The following is a 14,281-nucleotide window of genomic DNA, read 5'->3' as shown; positions in this document are numbered from 1 at the left end:
TTCTCTACCTTATCGCTGCGTAAAGTCACTGCCGGTACTCGTCTCCACCCTTGTATTCTTCAATGACCACATGACAGTTTGTGCCACTGAATCCGAAGCCGCTGACGGCGGCCATTCTGGAGCGTTTCTTGTTTTCGGGCCAGTCGATCAAATCCGTATTAATATAAAAAGGGCTTCCGTCCAGCCTGATCTTTTCATTTAACTGCTCATAGTGAATTAATGGCGGTATCTTCCTGCTTTTTAAGGCCAGCACTACTTTTATAATCCCGGCCACCCCGGCAGCCATCGTCGCGTGTCCGATATTAGCTTTGATGGAGCCAAGTGCGCAATAACCGCTGGCCTTCGTGAATTCCCGGAACGATTCGGTCAGCGCCTTCACTTCGATAGGATCTCCCAAGGTAGTGCCTGTTCCATGAGCTTCCACATAATTAATATCTGCGGGATCGATCCGAAATTTCTCGTACACCGCTTTCTCAAGCTGGATTTGCGAGTTCACGCTCGGCGCCGTAATGCCATTGGTTCTGCCGTCCTGATTCACGCCCGTTCCTCTGATGACACCGTAGATGTGATCCCTGTTTTGCAGTGCCTTCTCAAGCGGCTTTAACACAACGATTCCAACGCCTTCACTTAACAAAGTGCCATCTGCCGCATTGTCAAAAGGTCTGCATACTCCCTCCGCCGATAAAATCTCCATTTGGCTGCTTTGCACCATGCTGTCGGGAGTAAACATCAACCGGATTCCACCGGCCAGCGCCATATCGCATTCTTCACTCCATAAGCTCATACATGCCTGATGCACAGCTACCAAAGAGGAGGAGCATGCGGTATCCAGGGAAATGCTTGGGCCTTTCAGGTTCAGGAAATAGGAGATTCTGGCTGCCAAGATCGACGACGAAGTCCCGGTAAAAGCCTCTGCGGTATTGCCAAGCCTGTTCGCATCCAGATGTTTGGTATAATCACTCGGTGCACAACCGACAAATACACCGCAGCGGGTATCCTGGACTGAGAGATCAGAATATCCCGCATCCTCCAGCGCTTTCCAGGCTTCCTCCAAAAAAATCCTTTGCTGCGGGTCCATAATTTCCGCTTCCTTGGGTGAGATGTTGAAAAATAAAGGGTCAAATTCGTCCACGCTGTCGATCAGCCCGGCAACCTTGCAATAGGTTTTTTGAAACGCCTTCCGGTCTTCATCAAATAAGGAATGGATATCAAATCTGTCGCCTGGAATTTCACCAGTACTGCATACACCATCCCGCAGATTCCGCCAAAGCTCCCGGGGTGTGGATGCTCCCGGAAATCTTCCGGATATACCTATAATTGCAATGCCATCCTTTACCGCGCTTGAGGCCTCGGATTGTAGGGATGAGGTGAGATTCAGTTTGGTATTTTGCTGCTCCTGAGTCTTCATTTCCTGGTTTCCGCCCAAAGATTTCAGGGAAAGCGCTCCGGGCTTCTTTTTTGCAGCGGGTTCCGGAGCCGTTTCTGCCTTTCTAAACGTTACTTCATGCTTCACTAAAGATTCATTGGTTTCGGTGGCCGGTGTGTCCGGTTTGGATTTTGAAAATTGATCGATTAAATCATTCATATATTCATATCTGTGATTCAATCTCTTTTGCCCAGCCTGATCCTGTGTGCTTTGTTCCTGCTTCAGGTTTTCCGATACTCCGATGTTGTTTTTTTGAATTTCCTTCAATATATACCGGGCAAGCTCGGGGATAGTCGGGTAATCGTAGAGCTGAATGCCGTCCATATGAATATGAAGGGCATCATTTAAATCTCTGACAATTTCCACACTGCTGATCGAATCTACGCCCATTTCCTTAAAGGAGATATCCAGATTCACATCGCCCGGATGGAGCTGTATGATCCTGCATAATACTTCCTTTACTTTCTGCTCCACAGCCTCTGCAGACAACTCCTGTTGCCCGCTGGTATTGGGGACGGTTTGCTGCTGCTTTAATACGTTTATTCTTCTGAGGCCTTCCTTGGCATCCAGTTGATTGTCCTTGATCTGTTGCAATATTTGCTTGATGATATCGGCATTACTCATAGTACACCTCCAAAAACTGGGCCACTTCATCGACATCCAGCTCATCCTCATTCAATCTGGACAAAAGCTCCAGCACATGCCGGTCGCTGTTATCCGGTGCTTGATCTGCAATGCTTTCATCCACCTGCGACGTATTGCGCTTGCGTTGAATATGCGCAGCAAGGTTATTGATCGTAGAATTATCGTAGATATCAATGGTGTCGAGATGTGTGTGGAATGTCTCGTTGATATCTCTTACAATTTCGACCCCGCTTATGGAGTCAATTCCCATATCCTTGAAATTCATATCCGCATCCAGCTCATCGACTTCTATCTGAATCTGGCTGCCTATGATTTGGATTAATTCTGCTTTCACATCTTGCGCCGGACTTGAGTTGTTGACCGTTGCCGGCTTGGCCTGTTTTTCCTCGATGGCCGGCGAGGTTGCGGGATACACCTTGGGCAGTTGGCTGCTTTCTGTATCCGAAGCCCTGTAAAGGTGCAGAATTTTTTCCTTGACCTCAGGTGTTGTAAAGGTGATCCGGTGCATTTCATTCTCGCGCTCTACACAGCGTAATAACGTATCCAGTACCCGTCCGGACAGCTCCTGCTTGAGTACGCTGACTGTTGTTCTGGGCTTTTCCGCAATGAGACGGGCGATGGAAACGGCCTCCTGAAGCACCTCATTTTTTTTCCGGAAAATCACCGATGCAGCTCTGCTTTTAAGCTGTTCTCCAGTGTACATTTTTGCTGTGAACATCATCTCTGTTGCGAGATTTTTGCCGAGCTTGTCTTCCAAAATGAATGTCGCTCCCATGCCCGGGGTAAACCCATATTTGGCAAACGCGGCACTATACACGCTTTCCTCCGCCATGACCACGATATCCGCATACAGCCCGAACAACATACCTCCACCGGAAGCATGTCCCTCCATCGCGGATATAACGGGGATCGGACATTCCAGCATGCCTTTGTACAAAATTGGCGCATCTGTAAAGCTCAGCTTCGAATCCGATATGTCCAGAAGCTGTTCCTGGGTGCCACCCATTGAGAATATCCGATCATTTCCCGCCACTACAATCGCCTTAATCTGCTCGTTGTTTTGAGCTTTGTCAAAGCAATAGGTAAAGCCTTGTATGACTTCATGGGTAAAGGTATTGTTGTGCTTGGCATCCTGAATCCTGATGATAGCCACATTGCCGTCAATCACTTCGAGTTCAACCTCATTGCCGGTATACTCTTCAACCACCTTATGCCCGGTTCGGTTCGGCTGTAGCTGCATCTGTACTTGTGCCTGTTCCACCGGTTTCTTTTGACTAACTGAGCGATGATCCATGTCTGCCAAAGCCTGTTCCGCAGGTTCGATCCAATATCTCTTTCTGGCAAAAGGATAATGCGGCAATGAAATGAATTCAGGCGCGCTGTCCCCATAAAGTGTCCGCCAAGCGATCGAAGCTCCCTCCGTCCACAATCTGGAAATATTTTCACAATATTGGAAACCGTATCCTTCTTGACCGTTTTCAGTGCTAATTCTGCCCGCTTCACCTGTAAACAGCCGATCTGAAGTTTGGTGGTTTAAATATAAAGCCAATTGCTCCAACAGCTCTTCCAATGAGGCAAATATGATAGCCAACCGATGCTTCATCGGTTCTCTGCCAACCTGAAGCGTATAAGCAAGATCATGCAGCGGGATTTCCTTGATTTCCTGAGTCCCGTCAGTGGAGTTGTCTTCATGAACCCTGGCCAAACCAGCAGAAATTTGTCTGCTCACTTCCTGAACCGTCAAATCCCCTGCTATAGCAGACGCCTGAATATTTATGCTGTGTGTCGCGTTAAGGCTTTCGCATAGTTGAATGAGCTCCACATGACCCAAGCCCAACTCGCTGATGGAACTTTCTTCACTGATACGAAGAACAGGTATGTTTAACAGCTCTGAAATGGAAGCTTTCAATGCTGCTGTCACGTCCTCAGACGGTTTTGACCGAAGGGTTCTTCCTTTTTTAAGAAATTGCAACATTCGCTGAGCGTATGCATGCAGTCGCTCCCCGGTCTGTGCTGACAAAACAAAGATATTTTGTTCTGCCACATATTTACGGCTATCCTTAACTCCGGTTCGGTTATATTGCTCCAGAATGAGATGGGCATTTGATCCTCCAGCCCCAAAAGCGCTAATGCCGGCCCGTCTGGGATAAGCGACCGTTTTGCCGTTAACCAAATGCTGAACCGGTTTCCACTCCTCCAGCTCCCGCTGAACATAAAAGCCGGAATCCCCAAAGCGAATATGCGGATTGAGCACCTCTGAGTGAATCGAAGGAACCAGTTGCCCGTGTTTCATTTGCAGGATGACTTTGGCGATGGAGGAGATTCCGGCCGCCGCTTCCGCATGGCCTATGTTAGACTTTACCGAGCCTACCGCGCAGCAGAATTGATCATCTTTGAGAGGTTGATAAGCATTGATCAAAGCTTTAATCTCGATTGGATCTCCCAAAGAGGTTCCCGTGCCGTGAGCTTCAATGTAGTTAATCGAATTGGCGTCGATCCCGCTTCTTCTGATCGCTTCGGAGATCGCTTCCTCCTGAGCCTTCTGGTTGGGAACGGTGAAGCCGCTGGCCTCCCCGCCATGATTGATCGCACTTCCCTTGATCACCGCATATATTCGGTCATTATCTTTCTCCGCCTGCTTCAGCGGCTTAATCAGGATCGCCCCTGCCGCCTCTGCGGGCACATATCCGTCCCCGCCTTCGCCAAAGCTTCTGCACCTTCCATCGGAAGAGGCAAAATTGCCCTGCGTCAACAATAAATACTTGTCCGGATGAACGGAGAGATTGACTCCTCCCACCAATGCCATGGCACAATCCTTGCTCTTGACGCTTTGACAAGCCAGATGCAAGGCCGTCATTGACGAGGAACACATCGTATCTATGCCGAGTGAAGGTCCGGTCAGTCCGAAATAATAAGACACTCTGTTGGCAATGGATGAGAGGGTCGAGGTGGAGACATGCTGGCTGTTATTGTAGAGCTGATACTGCATCCACATTGCGCCTGCGAATACTCCCACTTTTTTGCCTTTTAAATTCGACTTTACGTAGCCGCCATCCTCAAAAGCTTCCCATGCCAGCTCCAGAAATACCCGTTCGTGCGGGTCCATCAGGACGGCTTGATAAGGCGCCACGTTGAACAATAAAGAATCGAACTTGTCCACATCGCGAATGAATCCGCCCCATTTGGAGCAATTCTTATTCCAGCTTTTACTGGCTGTCTGCTGAACTTCCTCGTGACTCCATCTTTCTGGATCAACTTCAGAAATACAATCTCTTCCTGCCTTCAAAAGATCCCAATATTCGAACAGATTGTCAGCCCCCGGAAACCTTCCGCTAATGCCGATAATCGCCAAGTCATCCTCTTCGGATGAATTAGAAACCTCAACACACGGGGTTTCCACTGACGCTGGACGGGCGTCGTTCGTACTTATATCCTGAAGGAGAATAGAATCGATCTTGCTTTCTTCTCCCGGCAGAATGACCATTTGAATTTCGTCCCGTTTCAGCGCCCATTCCAATGCCTCTATACCTTGTGCGGTTTCTAAAAGGGAGATGCCGAACCTGTGTTTTAACGTTTGTTCAGTATGGCTATCCCCTTTCATTCCTCCCTCTTTCCAAAGAGGCCAGTTCACAGCAAGCGATTTTCCGCTTCGGAGATTCATTTGTTTCCAAGCTTCTCTTTGAAGCATATAACCGTCCATGTATAAATTAGCGTAAGCATAGTCGCTTTGACCCGGGTTCCCCAGAATGCCTGCCACCGACGAAAAAACAACAAAGAACTCAAGCGGTTCATCCTTAAACACTTCGTCAATATTTACGGTGCCGTCAATTTTCACCTGAAGCACCTGTTCCAGCTCATCCTTTTCTTTATGAACTAAATAGGAATCACGGGTTAGGCCTGCGCAGTGGATAATTCCGTCCAATTTGCCGTACTTTTCTTTGATGTGGACATGCAGTCTATCTACAGCTGCCCGGTCCGTAACATCACAGGTCACATAATCCAAAGACTTGTTCATGGCCTGCATTGTCTTTATATCTTCTGGAGTGTCTGCTCCCCTTCCGCAAAGAACAGCCTTACCTCCATGATTTAGAATATGCTCGGCCAGGTTGATCCCGATTCCGCCCGTTCCGCCCGTGATCAGATAAGTATGATTCTTTCGAATTGATGACTCACTGCTACCCACTGCCTGTCCGACTTTTCGATAACCCTTAACTCGCCGGTTGTCTTGTTCATACCAAACGCTGCGGTCATTAGCCCAGTCACCGTAGGCTTCTTTATAAAAAATATCCGCTAACATTCCCCGATGGGTGGCGTCCATGCCAATGCATTTATATGCGACTTTATCCGTTTCGGATTGTATGCAATGCAGGAAGCCCTCCATAGCTGCATCGCCCGGGTGAACCATTGACCATTCCTGGTCATAGAAGTACATGACTTTCAAAAGTGATCTAATTTTGTTTCTCAGAAGCTCTCTAAGCATATAAAACATCGGGTGAATACGGTTTTCCGTCAAATCCTGCAAGCCTGCGCTGCTTAAACTTCCTGCATTCAAGCTGTTGACAAGTATCGCGGGAAGACGGTCCTCTCGCTTCAGCTCATCCACCAATTTCATGTAATCCGCCTCGTTAGACAGATTCAAACGGTAAGTATGATTACCACCAGCTGCAAATTGCTCTCCCGGGAGCACGAAACTGAAATTCTCGCTTTCACTCTTTCCTGCCAAATGGTACAGTTCGTCATGACTTTGGCAAAAGACAAGCACATGCTCCGCCTGTTCTGTCCGTTCCCTTGGTTTGGGCTGGCTCTTTTCCCAGTGTGGAGCATAGCAAAGAGTGGCGGGATGAACTGATTTCGGCTCCGTAATTTCTTGCTCTGTAATGGCATTTTGAGACTTGAAAAACGAATCCCGATGCTCTGACAGGATATATTGGCTGAGTTCTTCAATATTGGCGTATTCGAACAACAGCGTAGGATACAGACTGGTTCCGAGCTTTTGTTCAAGCTGATTAACAATATTCAGCAGATCCTGCGAATGAAGTCCCTGATTGTAAAATCCTTCACCAATTTGAATATCGGCCTCATCCACTTCGGACAAGCTGCTTACCATTTGCTTTAAGCAGGTGATGACCGCTTCCTTTTGCGCGTCTTCTCCTCCTGCTTTGACCGTATGGTTCAGTGATGCTACAGCCGGTTGAGGCTTAGGTTGTTCAATTTGGGATTCGGACAGTTCTACCTGCTGAAGCTTGCTGATCAGCTCCCGGGACCGGATTTTCTTGAGTCCCCATCTCTTAAAGCTGGCGATTTCCTCCCCCTGTGCGTTGTAAACCTCAATATCAAAGTACATCAGGTCCTTAATCGCTCCGTCTGGGTAGCCCTCATCCTTGATATATACGTATATTTTTTCTTTCATCGGTTCGTAGGAACGGAAGGACTCGATAAACATCGGAATGGACGCATGGATTTCTTGAGAAAAATCTATGTCCTGCAGGACAACAAAACCCTGAACCAAAGTGGCTGCATCGAGATAGCACGGATGCATATAGAAATGGTCCATGTATTGCTCAGCAAGCTCTCCCAATGAAATCTCGGCTAGAATCCGTTGATCGCCGTAGTAAAGTTTACCCAGCCCCTTCATGAAGTCCCGATGCCGGATATCTATTTTCCGGACATAGCCATAGGCGTAGTCCATGTCTTCCACACGCTGGCTTTCGCCTTTAATTCGATGAATATCGATGGATTTTCTGTCACTGTTGTCCGCAGGGTTCAAATGCAGCTCACAACGCAGGTTTTCATCCCAGGTCTCGCCAAGAACCGTTCCATCCTTCACCTTTTGGCTTTGCGCCAGCACGAGGTAGCCCTCTGCTTTCTTCGTGAAGCTGATCTGGATTTTTTTATCATATTGTTCACTGGTGGATACCGGTTCACTAAAAAGAACCTTAGTAAGCTCGACGTCCCGCAGGGCGATGCCTTTGGTCTGTAAAAATCGGTAGATCATATCGAGTAAGGTGACGCCCGGCATAATTCTTACACCGTGTACTCTATGGTCCCTCACGATATAATTGCTGTTTTTTATCACTGTACTGAACCGCACGTCGCTTAAAGCGTCCATCAGTGTACACCTCTCCGCTTTCCAGTATTCAACTTCACATTTCTTCCACGAATTCAAGAAATAAAAGCTGAGCTAATCTCTCGTCATTCGCCCATGCCCTTTGTTTGCGAAACGCTGCCAGGGGCAATGGTTTTCTTCGCTCTGTATAGCTATTCAGCAGCTTGTCTTCACACTCTCCAAGGATCATATGAACATTGGTTCCTCCGAATCCGAAGGAGCTGACGGCCGCTCGCCGTGCATCCCCGTATCTCTCCCAGTCCTTAGCCTGCATAACCGGATAAAAGGGGGAATGCCCGAAATCAAATCTCGGATTTGGCTTACTGCAATTCAGGGTAGGGACAAGGGTTTTGTGATATACGGACAGGGCCGCTTTGATAAAGCTGGCGATTCCCGCCGCGCTTAGGCAATGGCCGATGTTGGTTTTCACACTTCCAACGCCGCAGAACTGGGTGGCATCGGTATATTTTTTGTATACCGAAGTTAAAGCTTTCAGCTCGATCGGATCGCCGATCATCGTACCCGTGCCATGTGTCTCCACATAACCGATCGTTCTCGGGTCAATATTAGCGCGACGTATGGTTTCCGCAATAACTTCTTCCTGTGCCTGCATGCTCGGAGTCGTGACGCCCATCGTCCGTCCGTCGTTGTTGGACGCTGAAGCCTCAATTACCGAGTAGATTCTGTCCCCATCCGCTATCGCTTTGGCGAGCGGCTTCAGCAGAACGGCTCCGCAGCCTTCACCTGGCACGATCCCGTTGGCATCCGTGTCAAAGGTATGGCATTTGCCATCCGGAGACATCGCTTTGGAAGCGCTGAACACCAGATAAGGACGTTCATCCAGAATCAAGTCCACTCCACCGGCAATCGCCATCTCCGACTCGCCGGAACGGATGCTCTGGCATGCCAGATGCAAGCTCATAAGTGAGGATGAGCACGCGCTGTCTACGGTCAGGCTCGGCCCTTTGAAGTTAAAGAAATGTGAAGCATAGGATGCGATAAAATTTTGTCCGATCCCGATGATTGTATTTTTATTGATATCCTTGATCCAACCAGGGTATGAGCCCGGATGGGCTCCGATAAACACGCCCACTTTTCTGCCGCTTAATTCGGACTTTTCATAACCGGCGTCAAGGATTACATTTGCTGTAACCTCAAGTGACTGCCTCATCAAAGGACTGACCTGCTCTGCGTTCTCCCGAATTTCGAAATATTCCGCATCGAACAGCTCGATATCCTCGATAAAGCCTCCCCACTTGCTGATACTCTTTCCCTCCGCATGAACGGGGGAATATAATTCATCGGTATCCCATCTGCTGGTTGGAACTTCCGATATGCTGTCCACGCCTTGCCGCAGATTGTTCCAGAAGCTCTCCTTGTCCCTTGCCCCCGGAAAATGGCAGCCTATGCCGATTACGGCAATTCGGTTATCTTGTTCTTCGGTTTCGCTCACACGGTTAACCTGATCCCTTAACACGCGGCTGTACCGCTCATCCAGCCTGATTTCATTTGCCATTTCAGATCGCAATTCGGCGAAGTCTTTCGTATGCACGTTGTCGTTATCCTTGAACAGGTGCTCAGCTAAAGCTCGCACATCCCTGAGTTCAAAAAAGAGAGCGGGATCAATTCGGGTATGCAGAACCTCATCCAGCTTTTTAATGACCTCAATTAATAAAATGGAATCCACTCCGATTTCGGCAAAAGGCATATCGTCCCGCAACCGGTTCTTTGGGAGCTTCAATTGTTCGCAGAAAATATCCTTAATCAGCTCTATCTTTTCTTTCATGACTGCCCCGGGCATAGTAGAAGCTGCATTTTTCTTATGTCCGCCCGGCAGAGATAGAGAATGACCTTTTGCTGGATTGGTGGAGCTTGTCCGAATTAATAGATCCGGATTAAAATCATCCGTACGGATAATGGCCGGAACCACGCTCGGATATTCCATGCCGCAAATGACATCCTCCAGCATATATAATCCATCGGCCAAGCTGTGCGGTGTCAGCCCCGACTGTGCGTACAGTGGACTGAGTTGAAACCCGGAATCCGCCAGCATACCGACCTCTGACCAGCTCGGCCATATCATCGATTGAAAATACTTATTTCCCAGCGTGAATTGATGTCTTGCATACAGGTCCATGTAATAATTGGCCGCACTGTAATCGCTAAGTCCCACCGAAAGCATTGGCGATAGAGCCGAGATGGAAGAGAAGAGAATAAAGAAGTCCAGTGAATCATGCTCGAACAGCTGATGCAGCGCTTCTACTCCCTCGACCTTGGGCTCAAATACATGGCGAATGTCGTCAATCCTTTTATTAATAAAAGCCGGATGGTTATTCAGACTGGAACCCGCGCAATGGATCACGCCGCCGATTTCTCCCCACTGCTGCCTGATTCGTTGCAAGAACGTGTGAAGCTGTTCTGAATGAGTCAGAGAACCGGAATAAATCTCAACCTCTGCCCCGCAGTCTTCCAGCTCCCGTACCCGCTTCAGTCTGGCCTGAGTACCCGGATCGCCTGAACCATCGGACAGGATATCACTCCACGCCTCTTTGGGAGGGTAGGATTGAAAGCCCATGAGCAGCAGCTTTTTCGCTCCCCTTCTGACCAGCAGCCGGACTGCTTCAGCCCCGATGCCTCTGGTGCCCCCGGTTACGACGTATACCTTTTGCGGGTCCGGTTGGATTCTGTTGTCAGCCTGGCGGCCCACCCATTTATTTTGTAGTTTTAGAACAGCAATCGCCGGTTCATATCTTATTCCGTCTGCATAGCAGATTTCAGCCATTCCATCATTGCCGTTCAATTCCGCATAGACGCATTTAATTAGCTGATTGATATCCCGTGAACCCAAATCCATATCTACTGTCTGAGCCAGTACCTGCTTGTATTCTGAGCTTAATGTCCGGATGAAGCCTGCCATGTCAGCACCTGCCAAGGTTTCCGTCCGATCCAATGGTCCCTGGACACCGCTTGTTAAATGCAGAATCCGCAGTCCTTTTGCATACTTTTTGACCAGGGATTGCAAGAGCATGATTTTTCCGTAGCTCCGCTTGGACATATGCACAGGTTGGTCGTGAATATCAGAGAAATCAATCAAACCCTTGATGTCCAGGTTCATCCCGAGAATATCATCAATAACCTGTTTGCTTCCCTCAACCTCTTTAAAACTGACGGCTAGAACAGAATCACGGTCTGTTTTTACAGTTCCGTCGCAAAGGATCAACGCGTTATCGAAGCTTTCTTTAATGACCGCCAGCGCGTCATCGTCCGTCTCATCATTGACTATAATGAGGTATTGACCCTCCGGCCTCGACGGCACCGGTGTATGACCCGACTTCACCCATTCTTTCTTTAGAAGACTGTACTGTTCTGCTGAAGCCAGCTGCCGTGTGCTGACCGGAACCATATGGACACCCTTTAAGGCCAATACAACGCTCCCCGATTCTGTCATCACGTAAACGTCATAATGATAATCGCTTACGCCAAGTCCGATGGATTTAAAATAAATGTATTGGGCAGCTTCCATATGTCCGGCAATTTGCACTTCGCTGATCTCATAAACAACGGAAGCTATCCCGCCGTTTCCAATAATGTCCGTATTAAGTCCCTGCAAAATCGCCTCAGTAAGCTGCGGAGAAATGGTGTATTGGTCGGAAGAACAATCCGGTTGGCGGATAACCGCCAGAACGCCTTGTAAGCTTCCGAAGTAATTAGTGATGAGTTTGGCTTGTTCCTCATAGGCTATGCCCTGATTTTCCAGTGACTGATACAGCTCGTCCGCTGTCCGGTAAAGCGCCGCTTTCCGCTTAAAGAGCCGAATATCCACCGGAGTTTCCTCAACGGAAGCTATCAAGCCAGTTTTGGCGGTTCCTGACACATGTATAGTCTTCTGTTCATCTTCCTGAAGGATAGCGAACCCGATTCTTTCTCCGTCCCCATGAAGCTGAATCTTCAGCTTGCCAGCCTGCTTGAATTCAGCAACAGGATGTGCAAACTGAACATGTTCCAAGGAGCGGACCGCCGAATTGCTGCCGAGCTCTGCCGCCTTTGCTGCCATTTCCAATAAAATAGCTTCACTTATAACCTTCGTATGAAAAAATGCCTTTTGCCAAAAAGCCTGTTTGCAGCAATCCGGGTTACTCTCAAAGCTTATTCCCTGCACGGTTGACACATTGCTGTGAACCAGCGGATGCAGCAGGCCGCCCGGTTGGATGGTTGCTGTGGTCCCCTTACCCTCTGTTTCATCTATCCAGCAGCGAATATAATCAAACGGATAGGCAGGCAAGGAGATTCTTTTATACGTCCCTGATGCAAACATGTTTTTAAAATCGGCTTCATAGCCCTTGGTGTAATAATTTGCGATTAATTTGGCCGCCTTTTCTTGCTCTTGCGGAGAAAGCCGGTCTTGTAGAAACTGACTTATCAGCTGCTCCATCTTTTCTTTAAGAACCGGGTTTATACGGTCATTGCCTGCCGATCCTCCGCTTCTGAACCAGCCGGCGCTTGGTTGTTTATGGATGAATGCCTCAAGTTCCCGCTCCAGTTCTTTGCGATTTCCGGCGATAAACATACTGCGGAAGGGATAATGATCTCTGCCGACCAGCAGCGTATAAGAGATATCCGGCAAGCGGTTGGTGGTTTGGTTCTTCTGCAAAAAGTCCAGCAGATCCCTTGCTTTGCTCTCCAAAGCCGCGTCACTTTTAGCCGAAAGGGCAAACAGATGTACTTTCTGGTGTACTCCCTGATTTGCCTCCTCGTCTGGAACAGATGCCTCCGCATATTCTTTCCCGGGATGTTCACTAACGACCAAATGACAGTTGGTTCCGCTCATTCCAAAAGAGCTTACGGCCGCCATTCTGGGATAACCGGCCTCTGTCCGCCAATTCTCCGTCCGGGTGCCGACATAGAACGGGCTATTCTTAAAATCAATAAGCTGATTCTCCTCTGTGCAATGAATCGTCGCGGGAATCTTGCCGTGCTTCATGCTGAGCAGAACTTTGATCAGGCTCGCCATGCCAGAAGCTGATAAAGTATGGCCTATATTCCCCTTTACCGAACCGAGATGGCAGTATTGTTTCTTGTTTGTAAAGGTGCCGAAAGCCTCTGTCAAGGCGCTTACTTCTATCGGGTCGCCCAGCCGGGTTCCTGTTCCGTGTGCTTCCACATAAGTGATATGCTCCGGATGTATCCGGTTTTTCTCGTATACTTCCCTTTCAAGGGACGCCTGCGACAGGCCGTTAGGAGCAGTAATGCCGTTGGTTTTGCCATCCTGATTTACCCCGATGCCTTTGATGACACCATAAATGTGGTCGCCATCCCGTTTGGCCTCAGAGTATTTTTTCAAGAGTACGGCTCCAACGCCTTCGCCGAGACCGATTCCATCCGCTTGATCATCAAACGGTTTACACATTCCGTCTTTATTCAGCATCCCGAGCTTGCCCAATGACATATATATCCAGGGAGTCAACATAATTTGAACCCCTCCGGCGATAGCCATCTCGCTGCTGCCATTGTTAAGGCTGTCACAGGCGAGCGCCAAAGCTACTAATGACGATGAGCAGGCCGTATCCAGTGCAACGCTGGGACCTTTGAGGTTAAGAAGGTATGAGATTCTGGCCGGGATTACGGATAGGCTGTTTCCGGTAGGCACATGCTCATTGGCCTCCCCCTGAAAACGTTCCAGATACTCTCCTTGCTGAATGCCTACAAATACACCACATTTTGTGCCTGATATGTCTTTTAACGAATAACCCGCATCCTCTATCGCCTTCCAGGATTCTTCCAGAAACAGTCTTTGCCTGGGGTCCATATGCTCCGCTTCTTTGGGCGATATATGGAAGAATAAAGGGTCAAACTGGTCAATCCCCGGCAGAAACCCGCCGAACCGGATATGCTCGCTCTGCGAAGGAGTTAACCGGGTCAACGCTGTCCGGTCCATAGGAGCTTCTTGCAGGCTGCTTTGTTCCTGAACCAGACGGTCCCAATATTGCTCAACATTATGAGATCCTGAGAATTTGCCTGATATGCCTATAATTGCAATTTCATCGTTGCCGGTCTGACCGGCAGACGGCAGCAGACTGGGAGCTTGTGGTTTACTCGTCATAGGC

At 48.6% G+C, this 14,281-nt stretch carries 3 protein-coding genes; all 3 read right to left on the bottom strand.

Going from position 1 to position 14,281, the window contains the following annotated elements; genetic code table 11:
* Positions 1-25: 25 nt before the first annotated feature.
* The 3 genes from PaeBR_RS13805 to PaeBR_RS13795 are packed head-to-tail and all read right to left on the bottom strand — an operon-like array spanning position 26 to position 14,277.
* On the bottom strand, positions 26-2,050 hold the full coding sequence (locus PaeBR_RS13805) for a beta-ketoacyl synthase N-terminal-like domain-containing protein (RefSeq protein WP_410511158.1): 2,025 nt from the start codon (positions 2,048-2,050) through the stop codon (positions 26-28).
* Complete coding sequence (locus tag PaeBR_RS13800; RefSeq protein ID WP_410511157.1) at positions 2,043-8,180, bottom strand: SDR family NAD(P)-dependent oxidoreductase; 6,138 nt, start codon at positions 8,178-8,180, stop codon at positions 2,043-2,045. Before PaeBR_RS13800 ends, PaeBR_RS13805 begins: the two co-directional genes overlap by 8 nt.
* A 34-nt stretch (positions 8,181-8,214) precedes the next feature.
* Positions 8,215-14,277 carry a beta-ketoacyl synthase N-terminal-like domain-containing protein gene (locus PaeBR_RS13795; RefSeq protein WP_410511156.1) on the bottom strand — a complete coding sequence of 2,021 codons (6,063 nt, stop codon included), beginning with the start codon at positions 14,275-14,277 and terminating at the stop codon, positions 8,215-8,217.
* Positions 14,278-14,281 lie beyond the last annotated feature (4 nt).

It is taken from the genome of Paenibacillus sp. BR2-3 (genome assembly GCF_046529485.1).
Lineage (GTDB): Bacteria > Bacillota > Bacilli > Paenibacillales > Paenibacillaceae > Paenibacillus_AQ.
This window is presented reverse-complemented; position numbering and strand designations above follow the sequence as displayed.